Source organism: Blautia difficilis, assembly GCF_014297245.1.
GTDB classification, from domain to species: Bacteria; Bacillota; Clostridia; order Lachnospirales; family Lachnospiraceae; genus Blautia_A; species Blautia_A difficilis.
This window is the reverse complement of the sequence record NZ_JACOQG010000010.1, coordinates 45,243-63,412: the sequence shown is the minus strand read 5'-3', so window position 1 is coordinate 63,412 and position 18,170 is coordinate 45,243. Positions and strand designations below refer to the sequence as shown.

Here is an 18,170-nt window from a genome sequence, read left to right as displayed (position 1 = left end):
TGATCCTGACGGCTATATGAATGTAAAGGCACAGATGGGAAATAGTAGCACGTGGAAAGCAGACAGAGAGCAGCCGGCTGGTGAGAGGCGCCTGAGGGAACCGTGTGAATACCTCCCGGAGCTCTGCACCCAACTTCCGGATCTGATTTTTCTGAGAACAGTAGGCTGCAGCGGTTTGGCATCCGTTAATTTGCTTAAGTGAAAGGTCTGGCCGGAAGATACTCTGGCAGTGACTTTATAATATTCACTTATGGAGGCAGAAAATGCGAGTTTTCTGTAAATTTAGGTGGTAACGCGAGACCCGGTTCTCGTCCTAAAAGGACAGGAACCGGGTTTATATTTATTTACAGGAGGAAATTGTAATGACAGTTTGGGACGAGCTGAAAGCCCGTGGTCTGATTGCCCAGGTAACAGACGAAGAAGAGATTAAAGAAATGGTAAATAATGGAAAAGCTACATTTTACATTGGCTTTGACCCTACCGCAGACAGCCTTCATGTGGGACATTTCATGGCACTCTGCCTGATGAAACGTCTGCAGATGGCAGGAAATAAACCCATTGCATTATTAGGCGGCGGAACCGGTATGATCGGTGACCCGTCCGGAAGATCTGATATGCGTCAGATGATGACAGTGGAGACTATCCAGCACAATATCGACTGCTTTAAGAAACAGATGGAGCGTTTCATTGATTTCTCAGACGGCAAGGCATTAATGGTAAATAATGCAGACTGGCTGATGAACTTAAACTACGTAGAGGTACTTCGTGATGTTGGGCCACATTTCTCTGTAAACCGTATGCTTTCTCATGAATGCTACAAACAGCGTATGGAACGTGGACTTACATTCCTTGAATTTAACTACATGATCATGCAGAGCTATGACTTCTACATGTTATATCAGAAATACGGCTGTACTATGCAGTTCGGCGGCGATGACCAGTGGGCAAATATGCTTGGCGGTACAGAGCTGATCCGCCGTAAGCTTGGAAAAGACGCTTACGCTATGACGATCACACTTCTTCTTAACTCAGAAGGCAAGAAGATGGGTAAAACACAGTCTGGAGCTGTATGGCTTGATCCGAATAAGACTTCTCCATTCGATTTCTACCAGTACTGGAGAAATGTGGATGATGCAGATGTGATCAAATGCATGCGTCTTCTCACCTTCCTTCCGTTAGAGCAGATCGATGAGATGGAGAAATGGGAAGGAAGCCAGTTAAACAAAGCAAAAGAAATCCTTGCATATGAGCTGACAAATCTGGTTCATGGGGAAGAAGAGGCAAAGAAAGCACAGGAAGGCGCAAGAGCACTTTTTGCAGGTGGCGCTGACACAGCACATATGCCGACAACTGAGCTTGTAGACGAAGACTTCTCAGAAGAAGGAACAATCGACCTGATCTCCATGCTTGTAAAAGCAGGAATGGTTCCAACACGTTCCGAGGGACGCCGTGCCATTGAACAGGGCGGTGTTTCCATCGACGGTGAGAAGATCACAGATGTGAAATACACAGTTGCCAAAGATGCACTTACAGGCGATGGCGTAGTTCTCAAAAAAGGTAAAAAGAAATTTAACAAAGTTCTGGCAAAATAAAAAATCATTATAGAAATGTCGGCGGATACTGCTGGTTCCGCCGACTTCAGGAGGAAAAGATTATGAAGAAATACGGAGTAAACGAACTTCGTCAGATGTTCCTGGACTTCATGGAAAGCAAAGGACATCTGGTAATGAAAAGCTTTTCCCTGGTACCACAGGGAGATAAGAGTCTTCTGCTGATCAACGCAGGTATGGCTCCGCTGAAACCATATTTTACAGGTGCTGAAATCCCACCGAGAACAAGAGTAAGTACCTGCCAGAAATGTATCCGTACAGGTGATATCGAGAATGTAGGTAAAACTGCACGCCACGGTACATTCTTTGAGATGCTTGGTAACTTCTCCTTTGGTGACTACTTTAAGAAAGAAGCCATCCACTGGTCCTGGGAATTCCTCACAGAGGTAGTAGGACTGGATGCAAACCGTCTGTATCCTTCCGTATATCTGGAAGATGATGAAGCATTTGACATCTGGAACAAAGAAATCGGAATCCCGGCTGACAGAATTTTCCGTTTTGGAAAAGAAGATAACTTCTGGGAGCATGGCGCAGGCCCCTGTGGTCCATGTTCAGAAATCTACTATGACCGTGGAGAGAAGTACGGCTGCGGGAAACCTGGCTGTACAGTAGGATGTGACTGCGACCGTTACATGGAAGTATGGAACAACGTATTTACCCAGTTTGAGAACGATGGAAATGGAAATTATACAACACTGAAACAGAAGAACATTGATACAGGTATGGGTCTGGAACGTCTGGCAGTTGTTGTGCAGGACGTAGATTCCATTTTCGATGTAGATACCATCTGTGCACTGCGTAACCTGGTATGTGAAATCTCCGGAAAAGAATACGAGAAGAACTATAACGATGACGTATCCATCCGTCTGATCACAGACCATATCCGTTCTGCAACATTTATGATCTCCGACGGTATCATGCCTACAAACGAGGGCCGCGGTTATGTACTTCGCCGTCTGATCCGTCGTGCAGCACGTCACGGACGTCTTCTTGGAATCGAAGGCCCCTTCCTTGCCAAATTAAGTGAAGAAGTGATCAATGGTTCCAAGGCAGGATATCCTGAGCTGGAGGAGAAGAAAGAATTTATCTTCAAAGTTCTCACAAATGAAGAAAACCAGTTCAACAAGACCATTGACCAGGGTCTTCGTATCCTTGGAGAAATGGAAGATGAGATGAAAGTAGCAGGAGAGAAAACACTTTCCGGCGAAAATGCATTCAAATTATATGATACTTACGGATTCCCGATGGATCTTACAAAAGAGATCCTTGAGGAAAAAGGATATGATATCGACGAGGCAGGCTTCCAGAAATGTATGGAAGAGCAGAGAAACAAAGCTCGTTCTGCCCGTGAAGTGACCAACTATATGGGCGCTGACGCAACTGTATATGATGATATCGATGTAAATGTTACAACAGAATTTGTAGGATATGATCATCTTACCTTTGATTCCAAAGTAACAGTCCTTACAACAGAGACAGAGATCGTAAACTCCCTGATGGAAGGACAAAAAGGAACTGTCTTTACAGAGCAGACTCCATTCTATGCAACAATGGGTGGTCAGGTCGGAGATACCGGTGTGATCGAAACTGCAAACGGTAAGTTCGTAGTAGAAGACACCATCAAGCTTCGCGGCGGCAAATTCGGACATGTAGGTCATATGGGATCCGGTATGATCTCTGCAGGGGAAACTGTTTCCCTGAAAGTGGATGAAGCTGCAAGAAGAGATACTGAGAAGAACCACAGTGCAACACATCTTCTTCAGAAAGCATTAAAGACAGTACTTGGAAGCCATGTAGAACAGAAAGGTTCTCTGGTAACACCGGACAGACTTCGTTTCGACTTTGCTCATTTCCAGGCTATGACAGCTGATGAGATCGCACAGGTAGAAGCACTTGTAAATAAAGAAATCCAGGCTGGTCTTGAAGTCCGTACAGATGTTATGGATGTGGAAGAGGCTAAGAAATCCGGAGCAATGGCTTTGTTCGGAGAGAAATATGACCAGAAGGTACGTGTGGTATCCATGGGCGACTTCTCCAAAGAACTCTGCGGTGGTACTCATGTGGCAAACACAAGCTCCATCATGCTGTTCAAAATCGTTTCCGAATCCGGTATTGCAGCAGGCGTTCGCCGTATCGAGGCTCTGACAGGCAACGGAGTTCTGGAATACTATAAGAAACAGGAAGAACTGCTTCACGAAGCTGCAAAAGCTCTCAAAGCAAATCCTGCAGAGATCGTAGAGAAAATCGGACATCTTCAGGGAGAAGTAAAGGCACTTTCCAGTGAGAACGAATCCTTAAAGAGCAAACTGGCTCAGGGAGCTCTGGGAGATGTTATGGATAAAGTAGTAGAAGTCAAAGGTGTGAAACTCCTTGCTGCAAAAGTAGACGGAGTTGACATGAACGGACTTCGTGACCTTGGCGATCAGCTGAAAGGTAAACTTGGAGAAGGTGTTGTCCTTCTGGCAGCAGTAAACGGTGAGAAAGTAAACCTTCTTGCAATGGCAACAGACGTAGCCCAGAAAGCAGGTGCTCATGCAGGTAACCTGATCAAAGCAGTGGCAGCCATCGTAGGCGGTGGCGGCGGCGGACGTCCGAATATGGCTCAGGCCGGCGGAAAGAACCCAGCAAAGGCTCAGGAAGCTGTAGATGCAGCAGCAGGAATCCTGGAAGGTCAGTTAAAATAATGTTACTGTTCACTCCGTTCACAGTAACGTAGCCAAAATTCATTCCAGATTGCCTGCGGCAATGGAATTTTGGCTTGTATGTCTCGGGATTTTGGCATATTCATGCCAAAACACCTCGCGGAATAGTGGTGTGTGAACAGCAACAAAATAATTTCAAAATTTAACCAAAAAGATGTTGACGAACCAAGAGCCAATGATATATAATATGACTTGTGCAAGAAAAATACCCAGACAGTTGTATTTTAGCACAATCTACAACTGGAGGGAGGTTAGGTGTGAGTCTATGTCAAACGTTATCGTAAAAGAGAACGAGACTTTAGATAGCGCTCTTCGCAGATTCAAGAGAAGCTGTGCAAAAGCAGGAATCCAGCAGGAAATCCGCAAAAGAGAGCATTACGAGAAACCAAGCGTTCGTCGTAAAAAGAAATCTGAAGCCGCAAGAAAACGTAAATATAATTAATTGTGCGCAAAAATCCCTGGCAGTATGTCAGGGATTTTTAACATTATAAAGTATTACTGTGTTGCGAAATCTGCTGTAGGGCATGAAGCAGACAGGAAAATTTTTGGGGGAAAGGAAGCAGGCTTGAAGGCAGAGAAAAATGAAAATTTAAAACAAAAGAAAAACTTTATATTACTGCTGCTCAGAAAATTGCTGAAGCTGCTGTTTAACAGGATTTTTTATGTGGTATTCGCTATGCTTATTCAGCTGGGCTGGATTTTTGTCATGGTTTTGAAGATCGCGGCCTTTTCCCGTTATGTGGATATGTTTATGGGGATCGTGGGAGTGCTGATCGTTCTCTGGATCGTTAACAAAGAGATCAATCCTTCTTATAAACTGGCCTGGACCATGTTGATCTTAAGTCTTCCTATTCTGGGAGTAACGCTGTATTTTCTCTTTGGAAAGTCCAGAATTGCATCTATTATGGACCGCCAGTTTATGAAAAGGATAGAGGAGAGCAGTGAACTGATGCAGAATGATCCGGAGACTGTCAGCGGCCTTTGGGAGAGAGATCCTTCTGCTGCCATGCAGTCCCATTATATTTCCAGTGCTTCTCATTTTCCGGTGCATCAGAACACTTCAGCTGAATATTTTCAGGTGGGGGATGATATGTTCCCTGTATTGGTAAAAGAACTGAAGCAGGCAAAAAAATATATTTTTATCGAGTATTTTATTATTAATGACGGAGTGATGTGGCAGACAATTCTGGATATTCTGGAACAGAAGGCTGCAGAGGGAGTGGATGTAAGACTGATCTATGATGGTTTTGGATGTCTGACCACCTTACCTCACAAATATTATGAAGAGCTTCGGAAAAAGGGAATTACCTGCCAGGTATTTAATCCTTTCCGTCCGATTCTTAATATTATTCAGAATAACCGTGACCACAGAAAACTGTGTATCATTGACGGATGGGTAGGTTTTACCGGTGGCATTAATCTTTCAGATGAGTATATTAACCAGAAAGAACGATTCGGGCACTGGAAAGATACGGCTATTATGCTGAAGGGAGAAGCGGTCTGGAATATGACGGTGATGTTTCTCCATATGTGGGCAGTGATTGGACGTACAGAGGAGAAAATCGACTATGAAGTATATCTGCCCCACAAAAATCACCAGGAACAGTTTATGGGAAATGGATTTGTCCAGCCCTTCTGTGACACTCCGCTGGATGAGGAAATTGTAGGGGAGAATGTATATCTGAATATTATTAATAAGGCCAGACGGTATGTATATATCTGTACACCGTATCTGATCATAGACAATGAGATGATGACAGCATTGTGTCTGGCTGCCAAAAACGGGGTGGATGTAAGGATCATGACACCTGGTACCCCGGATAAGAAGCTGGTATTTTTACTGACCCAGTCTTATTACAGACAGCTGTTGGAAAACGGAGTAAAGATTTATGAGTATCAGCCCGGATTTCTCCATGCAAAAACCTTTGTGTGTGATGACGAGATCGCAGTGGTGGGAACCATCAATCTGGACTACCGCAGTCTGTACCTGCACTTTGAGGATGGTGTGTGGATCTATGGCAATGATGTGATCTGGTCTATGAAGGAGGACTTTGTGCAGACTCTGGAGGATTGTCATACAGTGTCTCTGGAATTCTGCAAAAACCGCAAAATCCCGGTACGTATCATGCAGAATGTACTTCGGGCTTTTGCACCCATGCTGTGATGTGCGGGCAGTAACGCAGTCATATCTGATCAACAGTTTTGGAAATTAGGAGATTTATGAAGAAATTTAGAACTGTATACCATACAATAAATACACACAGGATCATCCCTGGAAAAACTGTCCGATTTGCAGTGCTGGCAGATCTCCATGGACTGGAATTTGGTCCGGGAAATGAACGGCTGATACAAAAAATACATGAATGCTCTCCGGATGTAGTGCTGGTATCCGGAGATGTGATCGTGCGGAATTGTACAGACACCTTCCATACAGCAGCAGAGCTTTTGACCAGACTGGCAGAAAGTTATCCGGTGTTTTATGCACTGGGAAATCATGAATATAAATTATATACTGCAGATCCCGAAGAGAATGAGCTGGCAGAAGAATATCTGAAATATGAAGAAAGGCTGAAAAAGGCCGGAGTAAGAATCCTGCATAACCAGTGTGAGCTTCTGGAAGCAGAGGGCTGTCCTTTTACTGTGTATGGTCTGGAAATTCCCTTGATTTACTATAAAAAGCCAAAATCCCCCATGCTGCAGACAGAAGAAATCGAGCAGTTGATCGGAAAGCCGGATCAGGACAGGGTCAATCTGCTGCTGGCTCATAATCCCAAATATGGAAATGCATATTTTAAATGGGGGGCAGATCTGATTTTCTGCGGCCATTATCATGGAGGGGTTATGCGGTTTGGCAGGAACAGAGGAGTTCTGTCTCCTCAGTTTCAGTTATTTCCCCCTTATTGCTGTGGGGCTTTTCACAGGAAAAATCAGCATATGTATGTAAGTGCCGGTCTTGGAGAACATACAATTCCGGTAAGGATCCACAATCCCAGAGAACTGTTGATCGTGGATTACAGAGGAAGAGAGGAAAAATAATGGGAATCCCCATAAAGCTTGAGGTATTTGAGGGTCCGTTGGATCTGCTGATGCATCTTATTGAGAAAAATAAAATAGATATTTATGACATTCCTATTGTTGAGATCACAGATCAGTATATGGAATATATCCATGCTATGGAGCGTGAGGATCTGGGAATCATGAGTGAGTTTATGGTTATGGCTGCCACGCTTCTGGATATTAAATGCCGGATGCTTCTGCCTAAGGAAGTAAATGAGGACGGAGAGGAAGAAGACCCCAGAGCAGAGCTGGTGGAAAAGCTTCTGGAATATAAGATGTATAAATTTATGTCTTATGAACTGAAGGATAAAATGGATGAAGCAGCTAATTCTTTTTTTAAGGGGCCTACCATACCAAAGGAGGTTGCTGTATACAGGGAACCGGTAGACACTTCCCAGCTTCTGGCAGGACTGACTCTGGAGAAATTAAATGCCATATATAAATCCATTATCCGCCGTCAGGAGAATAAATTGGATCCTATCCGCAGTAAGTTCGGAACCATTGAGAAAGAGGAGGTTAGTCTTTCGGAGAAAATGCTGGAGATGAAAGAATTTGCCAGAACCCATAAGAAGTTCAGTTTCCGGAACCTTCTGGAGAGCCAGTGTTCCAGAGTTCAGGTGATCGTAACCTTTCTCTCTGTGCTGGAGCTGATGAAAATGGGACACATCCAGGTGGAGCAGAAGGAACTTTTTGATGATATTTCCATTGAAGTAAAGACAGACCCGGATACCTGGAAAAATCTGACAGAATTTGCAGAAGAAGCAGAAGAAGGATAAGGAGTATTCAGTGAAAATAAAAGAACTAGAGGGAGCCATCGAGGCAATCCTTTTTGCAATGGGAGAATCGGTGGAGCTGTCCCGTATAGCCAAAGCAATTAATATGGACACCAAAACAACGGAGAAGCTCATTCACAATATGATGGACCGGTATGAGCAGGAGGAAAGAGGAATCCAGATCATAGAACTGGGGGATTCCTATCAGATGTGTACCAGAAAGAAATATTATGAATATCTGATCAATATTGCCCTCCATCCCCAGAAGCCGGTACTTACAGAGGTAATGCTTGAGACCCTTTCTATTATTGCATATAAACAGCCTGTTACAAAGGCAGAACTAGAGAAAATCCGAGGTGTAAAATGTGATCATGCAGTAAATAAGCTGGTAGAATATAATCTGGTAAGGGAACTGGGAAGACTGGATGCACCGGGAAAGCCGATTCTCTTTGGAACCACAGAGGAGTTTCTGCGAAGCTTTGGGGTACAGGATCTGGATGAACTGCCTATGCCGGATCCGGTCAAGGTAGAGGATTTTAAGGCAGAGGCAGAAGAAGAGGTCCAGCTGAAACTGGATCTATGATCAGAGATCAGGAGGGAACAGTTATGCCAACCACATATGCACATGATTTGTTTGGAAGAGAAGTATATAGGAGATTGCCGTCGGATATGAAGGGACTGATCCGCAGACATGGAGATCTGTACAGGATCGGACTTCATGGACCGGATATTCTGTTTTATTATATGGTTTCCAAAAATCCGGTCACTCAGTTTGGAATTGACATGCACAGAGAGAAGGCAAAGGCTTTTTTTGAAGAGGGAATGGGCCAGGTACGCCGAAATAAGGACGAAGCACTTCTGGCATATCTTCTGGGGTTTGGATGCCATTATATGCTTGACTCTGCATGTCATCCTTATGTGAACCGGATGGCAGAAGAGGGAGTGATTCCCCACATTGTTTTAGAAAAAGAATTTGACCGTGTGCTTATGGAGGAAACCGGCAGGAATCCGGATCATTATTATCCGGCCTGTGGTATTGTGCCAAGGATAGAATATGCCAGAGTGATCCACAGGGCGATACCTCTGGTGAAAACAGTAAATATTTATATTTCTGTCAAAATGATGAAGCTTCTGACCAATTTTATGGTATGCGATGATCATGGCAGAAAGCGCCGGATCATAGGAAAGCTTCTGAGCCTTGGCGGAAAATCTGCAGGCTCGGTCATTGAGCACTTTATGACTGCAGAAGCAGTGGCTCAGGCAAAGGCTCCTATGCCTGAGCTGGAGAGGCTTTACAGAGAGGCCATTCCTGAGACGGTGGAATATCTGAAGGAGCTTTATACCTTAAGGGAAGGGGCTTATCATCTGAGTGCCAGATGGAACCGGACTTATAATGGATGATTTGACAGTACCCTGAACATATTTTTTTCTGAACGGATATAGTCATATTCCGGACATGCAGGCATAAATTATCTTATAGATAAGATTTCTGAGCATGTGAGGTGGAATATGAGAATGAAGCATATTGCCGCTGTCATTATTGTGACGGCGGTATTGTTGTTTACACAGACTTATGCTTCTGTGTGGGGAGAGGAGAAGGAAATACCTCAGCTGGTAGATATGAAGCCGGTTGCAGAGGAGCCGAAGCAACTGTATGCTTTATCTGCTGTTCTTATGGATGGGGATTCTGGTAGAGTACTGTATGAAAAGAATGGGGAAACACCTTTGGCAAATGCCAGCACCACGAAAGTACTTACCTGTATTGTGGCACTGGAAAGTGCGCCGGGAGATGATTATGTTCAGGTTTCTCAAAATGCAGTCTCCCAGTCAGAGGTGAAGCTTGGACTTCAGAAAGGGGAACAGTATTATCTGGAGGATCTGTTGTATTCCCTGATGCTTAAGAGTCATAATGATACTGCAGTTGCAATTGCAGAGCACTGCGGCGGTACAGTGGAAGGCTTTGCCAGAATGCTGAACCGAAAAGCAAAGCAGATAGGATGTGAGGATACTTATTTTATTACACCCAACGGGCTGGATGCAGAGGATGAAAATGGAAAGCACCATACAACTGCAAAAGATCTGGCTTTGATCATGAGATATGCCATCAGAAACCGGACATTTCTCCACATTGCACAGACCAGAGACTATACATTTTCGGAAATTACCGGAAAGAGAACTTTTTCTGTACATAATACGAATGCACTTCTGGACAGGATGAAGGGCGTTCTTGCCGGAAAAACAGGTTATACTTCTCAGGCAGGCTATTGCTACGTGTGCGCCTGGGAAAAGGAAGGCAGGACATTTATCGTCAGTCTTCTGGGGTGCGGATGGCCTAACCATAAAAACTATAAATGGAGTGATACAGAAAAACTGCTGAGCTTTGGAGATTATAATTTTGATTATAAAACTTACTGGCAGGAGCCGCAGACAAAAAGAGTCCTGGTGACAGATGGGGCTGCAGATAACCGGGAGATAGGAGCGGAAGTTTATCTGAGAGGAAAGTGCAGTGTGACGGCAGAGGACAGGAAAAAAGAAATTCTGCTGAGAAAAGGAGAGACCGTAACCTGCAGGACGGAAATTCCCTCCAAAGTCACTGCACCTGTTGTTAAGGGAGAAAAACTGGGACGTATTGCTTATTATCTGGATGGAAAACTAATAGACGATTATCCGGTTTATGCAGAGAAATCCGTGGAGAAGATCAGCTTTAAATGGTATGCGGAAAAGGTATTTCATGACTTTTTCCATTAACAGAAACAATTTAATGGTTTAAAGGGTTGAAATGTTGAGGCGATATTGATATAATAAATCCCAACAGCAAAAATTACAGGAAAGACAGAGGAAACAGATATGGATCAGTTAGAAATACTCAGAGAGAGTCTTGGACAGTGTGATGAGATCATCCTGGATGCCCTGATTATGAGAAACAGAATCGCAGAGGACATCATGGCATATAAGGAAGCCAACGGGCTTCAGATCCTGCAGCCGGAGCAGGAAGCAAAACAGAAAGAATGGCTTGAGAACAGAATGGAAGGCAGACGACATAAAGACGAGGTAGCTGATGTATTTGACTGCATCCGCACTAACAGTAAACGGATCCAGGCAAGAAAACTCTTCAGCTACAACATCGTGCTGATCGGCTTCATGGGTGCGGGAAAATCCACAATTTCTGATTTCCTTAAGAATGTATTTGCAATGGATGTGGTAGAGATGGATCAGATTATTGCCCAGAGACAGGGAATGAGTATTTCCGATATCTTCGAAACATACGGGGAGCAGTATTTCCGTGACCTTGAGACAAATCTGCTTATTGAAATGCAGTCACGCAGCAATGTGGTGATCTCCTGTGGCGGCGGTACTCCAATGCGAGAGTGCAATGTAGTGGAGATGAAGAAGAACGGACGGGTTGTGCTCCTCACTGCAAAACCGGAGACAATCCTGGACCGTGTCAAAGACAACCACGACCGTCCGCTGATCGAGAACAACAAGACAGTTCCATTTATCGCAGACCTGATGGAGAAACGCCGTGCCAAATACGAGGCGGCAGCTGACATCATCATCGAAACAGATGGCAAGAACGAGCTGGAAATCTGCGAAGAACTGGTACATAGACTCCGCTCTATGGATGAATAAATTACAATAAAAGACATCCGCCGGGAATTTTATAATTCTAAGCGGATGCTTTTTTGTGTCAGTTAGGGGAGACAAGAGGCAGTATCTTAAGGAGTGCTATCACATCATTCGTCAACAGATTACAGACTGCTGTGAATAATATCCAGCACCTGCTTTAATTCATTCACACCGATCTGTCCCGGTGCGGAAGCTTTGGAAGCAGCACCGAAGGTGAGAGCGGAGCTAAATGTCTCACCTGTAAGGCGGCTGACAACGCCTGTTCCTGCCATGGACATGGTGATAATCGGACGGTCTGCATATTTCTCAGACATTTCCAGAGTAGCAGACAGCAGTGTGATAACATCCTGCTTACAGGTAGGCATTACTGCAATCTTAGGAATATCAGCACCCAGCTCCTGCATCATGCAGAGGCGGCGGATGATCTCCTCCTTCTCCGGAGTCTTAAAGAAATCATGGTTGGAAGCAATTACCTTTACACCTGCCTCATGAGCAGCATTGATGATTGTCTTGACAACTTCATCACCTGTAAATGCTTCTACATCAATTAAATCTACATAACCGCTCTGTGCAGCTGCAATATTTAAAGCAGCATAATCACTTACAGAAATTTCCTTCTCACCGCCTTCTTTGGAAGTACGGAATGTAAGGAGAATAGGAACGTCTTTTAAAACTTCCTGAAGTTCTTTAGCGGTTTCTAATACTTTCTCAGTAGCAAAGACATCATCAAACCAGTCTACACGCCACTCAACTACATCAACAGGAAGAGTGGTGATCTTTTTTGCTTCTTCGAGAATGTCTGTTTTTGTTTTTCCTACGATGGGAACGCAGATCTTAGGTCTGCCCTCGCCGATCACAATGTTTTTTACCTGAACTGTGTTCATCTTTTTATCCTCATATTTTTATTGCTTTTTAAGATTCTTTCAGCATTTATAATACTCCTTTTCATGTTTTGTTGTAAAGTTTTTATTTGAAGTGTGAAAAGTAACCGTCAACACCTTTTTGTATTGTCATATTAATTTGTATTGCCATTTTAATAGGAAGAAACACAATTTCTGCCATTTTTTTAACAAAAATGATAAAAAAATATTGAAATATTGTGTTAAAAAAGGTAGAATTAAAATTGGCTAAATTTTTGGGTTAACTTTAAAATATTCTCATAAAGATGGAGGGCAAACAAGAATGAGTAATGCAACACAAAGCTTAGCAGGCACAAGAATTACTTCTTTGCTTGACGCAAACAGTTTTGTCGAAATCGGTCAGAGCGTAACAGCCAGATCTACAGATTTCAACATGACTGCAAACAAAGCACCATCTGACGGTGTAATCACCGGATATGGTGTCATTGATGACAAATTGGTTTATGTATACAGCCAGGACGCATCCGTATTAAACGGTACTGTTGGCGAAATGCATGCCAAGAAGATCACAAGACTTTATGATCTTGCCATGAAAACAGGTGCTCCTGTTATCGGTCTGGTTGACTGTGCAGGTATCCGTCTGCAGGAAGCAACAGATGCACTGGAAGCTTTCGGAGAAATCTATCTGAAACAGACAATGGCCTCCGGCGTGATTCCGCAGATCACAGCAATCTTCGGAACATGTGGCGGTGGTATGGCAGTTATCCCGTCTCTGACAGATTTCACATTTATGGAATCCAAAAAAGGAAAAATGTTCGTTAACACACCAAACGCGCTGGAAGGAAATAACACAGACAAATGTGATACAGCAGCAGCTGATTTCCAGAGCAAAGAGACAGGTGTGATCGATGGCATTGGTACAGAAGAAGAGGTTCTTGGCCAGATCCGTTCTTTAGTATCACTTCTCCCATCCAATAATGAAGATACAGATAACTATGCAGAGTGTACAGATGATCTGAACCGTGTATGCGCAGACCTTGCAAACTGTGCAGGAGACACTGCAATCGCACTTTCTCAGATTTCTGATAACGGTGAATTCTTTGAGACAAAAGCAGACTATGCAAAAGACATGGTTACAGGCTTCATCCGTTTAAACGGTGCTACAGTAGGTGCTGTTGCAAACAGAAGCGAAGTATATGATGCAGAAGGTAAGAAAGTAGAAACCTTTGATGGAAGCATCTCTGCAAGAGGCGCAAGAAAAGCAGCAGATTTCGTGAAATTCTGTGATGCTTTTGATATCCCGGTACTTACACTTACCAATGCTACAGGCTTCATGGCAACCTTATGCAGCGAGAAAATGATGGCAAAATCCGTAGGTGAACTGGTTGCTGCATTTGCAGATGCAACTGTTCCCAAGGTAAATGTGATCATCGGCAAAGCTTATGGTACCGCTTATGTGGCAATGAACAGCAAATCTATCGGTGCAGACCTTGTATATGCATGGGATAACGCAGAGATCGGTATGATGGATGCTTCCCTGGCAGCCAAGATCATGTATGCAGATGCAGATGCTGCTGAATTAAATGAGAAAGCTGCTCAGTACAGAGAGCTTCAGAATGGCGTTGCTTCTGCAGCAGCAAGAGGCTATGTTGACACTGTGATCAGCCCGGCTGACACAAGAAAATATGTAATCGGTGCATTTGAGATGCTGTTCACAAAAAGGGAAGATCGTCCGTCTAAGAAACACGGAACGATTTAAGCGGGGTGACGCATATGAAAATGATCAAAAAAATAACTTCTGTATTCATGACATTTCTTGTAATGGCTGCACTGGTGATCGGAAGTACTTCCATGGTATTTGCAGCTGATAAGATCGATGAATCTGTAAAAACCTCACTGGTAACAACTGCAGAGGGTCTGACAGATGCCATTGTCGCACTGAAGGATGCAGACATCGAGAATTACATGAACACAGGGGATGACTTTACTACAAGCGCAATGCAGTCCTGGCAGACCTCCAAGGATGAACTTGGTGCGAAGAAGGAAAGCAACGGCGAGACAACTGTAACTTTAAAAGATGATCAGTATATAGTAACTGTCCCTGTAAAATTTGAGAAAGCAAATGCAAACTTTGTATATGTTTTTGAGTCAACAGGAACACCGGTTTCCATGTCTGTAGATGTACAGTATGGTCTGGGCAAAACTCTCCAGAGAGCCGGACTTAACACTCTGATGGGTGTTGGAACTGTATTCGTAATGCTGATCCTGTTAAGCCTTCTGATCTCTCTCTTCCGCTTCATTCCGAACCCGGAAGCTAAGAAAGCAGCAGAAGCAAAAGCAGCGAAAGAAGCACAGGCAGCAGTAATTGCAGCAGCTCCTGTACAGGCAGAAGAGAATCTTGCAGATGACGGAGAGCTGGTAGCTGTAATTGCAGCAGCTATCGCAGCAGCAGAAGGAACTACAACAGACGGCTTCGTAGTTCGTTCCATCCGTAAAGTAAAAAGAAATAGAAGATAATTGTCATTTATTTAGGAGGATTTTAAAATGAAAAGCTATACAATTACAGTAAATGGTACAGCATATGAAGTAACTGTTGAAGAAACAGGAAGTGTATCTGCTCCTGCAGCAGCTCCAAAAGCAGCACCTAAGGCTGCACCTGCAGCAGCTCCGAAAGCAGCAGCACCTGCAGCAGGCGCCGGCGCAGTAAAAGTAACTGCTTCCGTACCTGGTAAGGTTGTCAAAGTAGCAGCAAGTGTTGGACAGGCAGTAAAAGCCGGAGACAGCGTAGTTATTCTTGAATCCATGAAAATGGAAATCCCTGTAGTAGCTCCTCAGGACGGTACCATTGCAAGCATTGATGTTGCAGAAGGTGCCTCTGTAGAAAACGGAGATACTTTAGCAACAATGAACTAAGACGGGAGGTAGTCAAATGTCTTATGTAACAGAAACATTGTCCAACCTGATTCACCAGACAGCATTCTTCAGTTTAACATGGGGCAATTACCTGATGATCGCAGTAGCCTGCGTATTCCTTTATCTTGCTATCAAGAAAGGTTTTGAGCCACTTCTGCTGGTTCCTATCGCATTCGGTATGTTGCTTGTAAATATCTATCCGGACATTATGGCAAACCCGGAAGACATGTCTAATGGTGTAGGTGGACTTCTTCATTATTTCTACATCCTTGATGAGTGGAGTATTTTACCATCCCTGATCTTCATGGGTGTAGGTGCCATGACAGACTTCGGTCCGCTGATCGCAAACCCGATCAGCTTCCTGATGGGTGCTGCAGCGCAGCTTGGTATCTATGCAGCTTACTTCCTGGCAATCTTCCTTGGATTCAACGGAAAAGCAGCAGCAGCTATCTCCATCATCGGTGGTGCTGACGGCCCGACCTCCATTTTCCTTGCAGGTAAACTTGGACAGTCTGCACTGATGGGACCGATCGCAGTGGCAGCATATTCCTATATGTCACTGGTTCCGATCATCCAGCCGCCTATTATGAAGCTCTGCACAACAGAGAAAGAACGTAAGATCAAAATGGATCAGCTTCGCCCGGTTTCCAAACTGGAGAAGATCCTGTTCCCGATCATTATCACAATCGTTGTTTGTCTGATCCTGCCTACAACAGCTCCTCTGGTTGGTATGCTTATGCTTGGTAACCTGTTCAGAGAGTGCGGTGTTGTAAAACAGCTGACAGAAACAGCATCCAATGCCCTGATGTATATCGTAGTTATCCTTCTGGGTACATCCGTAGGTGCTTCCACAAGTGCAGAAGCATTCTTAAACGTAGATACTCTGAAGATCGTAGTTTTAGGTCTTGTTGCATTTGCCATCGGTACATTCGGCGGATGTATGCTTGGTAAACTGCTTTGCAAACTGACTCATGGAAAGATCAACCCGCTGATCGGTTCTGCAGGTGTATCTGCAGTACCTATGGCAGCCCGTGTATCCCAGAAAGTGGGTGCAGAGGCAGATCCTACAAACTTCCTTCTGATGCACGCAATGGGTCCGAACGTTGCCGGTGTTATCGGTACAGCCGTAGCAGCCGGAACATTCATGGCTATTTTTGGCGTTTAATTGAATCAACAGAATTATATAAGGAGATATAATAATGGCAGAATTAGAGAAAAAACCTGTTAAAATTGTGGAAACCATTCTCCGTGATGCTCATCAGTCCCAGATCGCAACACGTATGACCACAGAACAGATGCTTCCGATCGTAGATAAACTTGACAAAGTCGGCTATCACGCAGTAGAGTGCTGGGGTGGTGCAACATTTGATGCATCCCTTCGTTTCCTTCACGAAGATCCATGGGAAAGACTTCGTAAATTACGTGACGGCTTTAAGAACACAAAACTTCAGATGCTCTTCCGTGGACAGAACATCCTTGGATACCGTCCATATGCAGATGACGTTGTAGAGTACTTCGTACAGAAATCTGCTGCAAACGGAATCGACATCATCCGTATTTTTGACTGCCTCAATGACCTTCGTAACCTGCAGACAGCTGTAAGCGCTGCAAACAAAGAGAAGGCTCATGCACAGGTAGCTCTTTCCTACACATTAGGAGATGCTTATACACTGGAATACTGGACAGACATTGCAAAACGTATCGAAGATATGGGCGCTGATTCCATCTGTATCAAAGATATGGCAGGTCTTCTCCTTCCAAACAAAGCTACAGAGCTTGTTACAGCATTAAAAGAAACAGTTAAGATCCCGATCGACCTTCATACACATTACACCTCAGGTGTAGCTTCCATGACTTACTTAAAAGCAGTAGAAGCAGGTGTGGATATCATCGATACAGCAATGTCTCCATTCGCACTGGGAACCTCCCAGCCTGCAACAGAAGTTATGGTTGAGACATTCAAGGATACACCATACGACACAGGATTTGACCAGAAGCTTCTTTCTGAGATCGCTGACTACTTCCGTCCGATTCGTGACGAGGCTCTTGACAGCGGACTGCTCAATCCGAAGAACCTTGGTGTTAATATTAAAACTTTACTGTATCAGGTACCGGGCGGTATGCTTTCCAACCTGACTTCTCAGTTAAAAGAACAGCACGCAGAAGACAAATTCTACGATGTTCTCGAGGAAGTTCCACGTGTACGTAAAGATCTTGGTGAACCACCACTTGTTACTCCGTCTTCACAGATCGTTGGTACACAGGCTGTATTCAACGTGCTTATGGGCGAGAGATACAAAATGGTTACAAAAGAAACAAAAGATATCCTGTTAGGAAAATACGGCGCAACTGTAAAACCGTTTAATCCGGAAGTGCAGAAGAAGTGCATCGGCGATGAGAAACCGATCACCTGCCGTCCTGCAGACCTTCTTGACAATGAGCTTGAGAAACTTGAGAGCGAAATGGCTCAGTACAAGGAACAGGATGAAGACGTATTAACATACGCACTGTTCCCACAGGTAGCTATGGACTTCTTCAAATACCGTCAGGCTCAGAAAACAAAAGTTGATGAGAAAGCAGCTGACAAAAAGAATGGAGCTTATCCTGTATAATATGAAATAAAAACAA

At 44.1% G+C, this 18,170-nt stretch carries 16 protein-coding genes and 1 other annotated feature; of the genes, 15 read left to right on the top strand and 1 reads right to left on the bottom strand.

Annotation, left to right across the window (positions count from 1 at the left end; all coding sequences use genetic code 11):
* Positions 1 to 22 precede the first annotated feature (22 nt).
* Positions 23 to 319 (top strand) — a binding site (T-box leader).
* A gap of 43 nt (positions 320 to 362) precedes the next feature.
* The 10 genes from tyrS to H8Z82_RS08110 all read left to right on the top strand — a co-directional run bounded on the left by tyrS (position 363) and on the right by H8Z82_RS08110 (position 11,772).
* The gene (tyrS, locus tag H8Z82_RS08155; protein WP_019161451.1) at positions 363 to 1,592 is read left to right on the top strand and encodes a tyrosine--tRNA ligase; all 1,230 of its coding nucleotides are present in this window, start codon (positions 363 to 365) and stop codon (positions 1,590 to 1,592) included.
* A gap of 62 nt (positions 1,593 to 1,654) precedes the next feature.
* Positions 1,655 to 4,294: an alanine--tRNA ligase gene (alaS, locus tag H8Z82_RS08150; protein ID WP_186994844.1), complete on the top strand. Its 2,640-nt coding sequence runs from the start codon at positions 1,655 to 1,657 to the stop codon at positions 4,292 to 4,294.
* 283 nt (positions 4,295 to 4,577) lie between these two features.
* Positions 4,578 to 4,754, top strand: coding sequence for a 30S ribosomal protein S21 (rpsU, locus tag H8Z82_RS08145; RefSeq protein ID WP_004222305.1), 177 nt, complete (start codon positions 4,578 to 4,580; stop codon positions 4,752 to 4,754).
* Between the two features lie 234 nt (positions 4,755 to 4,988).
* A complete protein-coding gene (gene cls / locus H8Z82_RS08140; RefSeq protein ID WP_243176425.1) occupies positions 4,989 to 6,476 on the top strand; it encodes a cardiolipin synthase in 1,488 nt (495 codons plus the stop codon).
* A 56-nt stretch (positions 6,477 to 6,532) separates the two neighbouring features.
* Complete coding sequence (locus H8Z82_RS08135) at positions 6,533 to 7,348, top strand: metallophosphoesterase (RefSeq protein WP_019161454.1); 816 nt, start codon at positions 6,533 to 6,535, stop codon at positions 7,346 to 7,348.
* Positions 7,348 to 8,145, top strand: a complete 798-nt coding sequence (locus H8Z82_RS08130) for a segregation and condensation protein A (protein ID WP_019161455.1) — start codon at positions 7,348 to 7,350, stop codon at positions 8,143 to 8,145. The genes H8Z82_RS08135 and H8Z82_RS08130 overlap by 1 nt, the downstream gene beginning before the upstream one ends.
* Positions 8,146 to 8,155: 10 nt before the next feature.
* Complete coding sequence (gene scpB / locus H8Z82_RS08125; RefSeq protein ID WP_026076948.1) at positions 8,156 to 8,725, top strand: SMC-Scp complex subunit ScpB; 570 nt, start codon at positions 8,156 to 8,158, stop codon at positions 8,723 to 8,725.
* A 23-nt stretch (positions 8,726 to 8,748) separates the two neighbouring features.
* Positions 8,749 to 9,543 (top strand): zinc dependent phospholipase C family protein, encoded by a 795-nt coding sequence (locus H8Z82_RS08120; protein ID WP_243176422.1) that lies wholly within the window; start codon positions 8,749 to 8,751, stop codon positions 9,541 to 9,543.
* 114 nt (positions 9,544 to 9,657) lie between these two features.
* Complete coding sequence (locus H8Z82_RS08115) at positions 9,658 to 10,890, top strand: D-alanyl-D-alanine carboxypeptidase family protein (protein ID WP_186994870.1); 1,233 nt, start codon at positions 9,658 to 9,660, stop codon at positions 10,888 to 10,890.
* A 99-nt stretch (positions 10,891 to 10,989) separates the two neighbouring features.
* On the top strand, positions 10,990 to 11,772 hold the full coding sequence (locus H8Z82_RS08110) for a shikimate kinase (RefSeq protein WP_186994842.1): 783 nt from the start codon (positions 10,990 to 10,992) through the stop codon (positions 11,770 to 11,772).
* Positions 11,773 to 11,891: 119 nt separating this feature from the next.
* Here the strand turns inward: H8Z82_RS08110 and aroD are convergent, their stop codons facing one another.
* Positions 11,892 to 12,653: a type I 3-dehydroquinate dehydratase gene (gene aroD, locus H8Z82_RS08105; RefSeq protein WP_186994841.1), complete on the bottom strand. Its 762-nt coding sequence runs from the start codon at positions 12,651 to 12,653 to the stop codon at positions 11,892 to 11,894.
* 298 nt (positions 12,654 to 12,951) lie between these two features.
* Here aroD and H8Z82_RS08100 point away from each other — a divergent pair, with 298 nt between their 5' ends.
* The 5 genes from H8Z82_RS08100 to H8Z82_RS08080 are packed head-to-tail and all read left to right on the top strand — an operon-like array spanning position 12,952 to position 18,154.
* Complete coding sequence (locus H8Z82_RS08100; RefSeq protein WP_186994840.1) at positions 12,952 to 14,388, top strand: acyl-CoA carboxylase subunit beta; 1,437 nt, start codon at positions 12,952 to 12,954, stop codon at positions 14,386 to 14,388.
* A 14-nt stretch (positions 14,389 to 14,402) separates the two neighbouring features.
* Entirely contained in the window at positions 14,403 to 15,146 is a 744-nt protein-coding gene (locus H8Z82_RS08095; protein ID WP_019161470.1) for an OadG family transporter subunit, read from the top strand.
* 27 nt (positions 15,147 to 15,173) lie between these two features.
* Positions 15,174 to 15,542: a biotin/lipoyl-binding carrier protein gene (locus H8Z82_RS08090; RefSeq protein ID WP_008704467.1), complete on the top strand. Its 369-nt coding sequence runs from the start codon at positions 15,174 to 15,176 to the stop codon at positions 15,540 to 15,542.
* A 16-nt stretch (positions 15,543 to 15,558) separates the two neighbouring features.
* Complete coding sequence (locus H8Z82_RS08085; RefSeq protein ID WP_186994839.1) at positions 15,559 to 16,707, top strand: sodium ion-translocating decarboxylase subunit beta; 1,149 nt, start codon at positions 15,559 to 15,561, stop codon at positions 16,705 to 16,707.
* Between the two features lie 34 nt (positions 16,708 to 16,741).
* Positions 16,742 to 18,154 carry an oxaloacetate decarboxylase subunit alpha gene (locus tag H8Z82_RS08080; RefSeq protein ID WP_008704465.1) on the top strand — a complete coding sequence of 471 codons (1,413 nt, stop codon included), beginning with the start codon at positions 16,742 to 16,744 and terminating at the stop codon, positions 18,152 to 18,154.
* Positions 18,155 to 18,170 lie beyond the last annotated feature (16 nt).

Excerpts from the sequence above, each read along its gene's own strand:
- H8Z82_RS08080 (WP_008704465.1), top strand. The coding sequence starts at position 16,742 with ATGGCAGAATTAGAGAAAAAACCTGTTAAAATTGTGGAAACCATTCTC.
- H8Z82_RS08115 (WP_186994870.1), top strand. The coding sequence starts at position 9,658 with ATGAAGCATATTGCCGCTGTCATTATTGTGACGGCGGTATTGTTGTTT.
- H8Z82_RS08120 (WP_243176422.1), top strand. The coding sequence starts at position 8,749 with ATGCCAACCACATATGCACATGATTTGTTTGGAAGAGAAGTATATAGG.
- tyrS (WP_019161451.1), top strand. The coding sequence starts at position 363 with ATGACAGTTTGGGACGAGCTGAAAGCCCGTGGTCTGATTGCCCAGGTA.
- H8Z82_RS08090 (WP_008704467.1), top strand. The coding sequence starts at position 15,174 with ATGAAAAGCTATACAATTACAGTAAATGGTACAGCATATGAAGTAACT.
- H8Z82_RS08085 (WP_186994839.1), top strand. The coding sequence starts at position 15,559 with ATGTCTTATGTAACAGAAACATTGTCCAACCTGATTCACCAGACAGCA.
- alaS (WP_186994844.1), top strand. The coding sequence starts at position 1,655 with ATGAAGAAATACGGAGTAAACGAACTTCGTCAGATGTTCCTGGACTTC.
- H8Z82_RS08130 (WP_019161455.1), top strand. The coding sequence starts at position 7,348 with ATGGGAATCCCCATAAAGCTTGAGGTATTTGAGGGTCCGTTGGATCTG.
- H8Z82_RS08095 (WP_019161470.1), top strand. The coding sequence starts at position 14,403 with ATGAAAATGATCAAAAAAATAACTTCTGTATTCATGACATTTCTTGTA.
- H8Z82_RS08100 (WP_186994840.1), top strand. The coding sequence starts at position 12,952 with ATGAGTAATGCAACACAAAGCTTAGCAGGCACAAGAATTACTTCTTTG.
- aroD (WP_186994841.1), bottom strand. The coding sequence starts at position 12,653 with ATGAACACAGTTCAGGTAAAAAACATTGTGATCGGCGAGGGCAGACCT.
- H8Z82_RS08135 (WP_019161454.1), top strand. The coding sequence starts at position 6,533 with ATGAAGAAATTTAGAACTGTATACCATACAATAAATACACACAGGATC.
- rpsU (WP_004222305.1), top strand. The coding sequence starts at position 4,578 with ATGTCAAACGTTATCGTAAAAGAGAACGAGACTTTAGATAGCGCTCTT.
- cls (WP_243176425.1), top strand. The coding sequence starts at position 4,989 with ATGCTTATTCAGCTGGGCTGGATTTTTGTCATGGTTTTGAAGATCGCG.
- H8Z82_RS08110 (WP_186994842.1), top strand. The coding sequence starts at position 10,990 with ATGGATCAGTTAGAAATACTCAGAGAGAGTCTTGGACAGTGTGATGAG.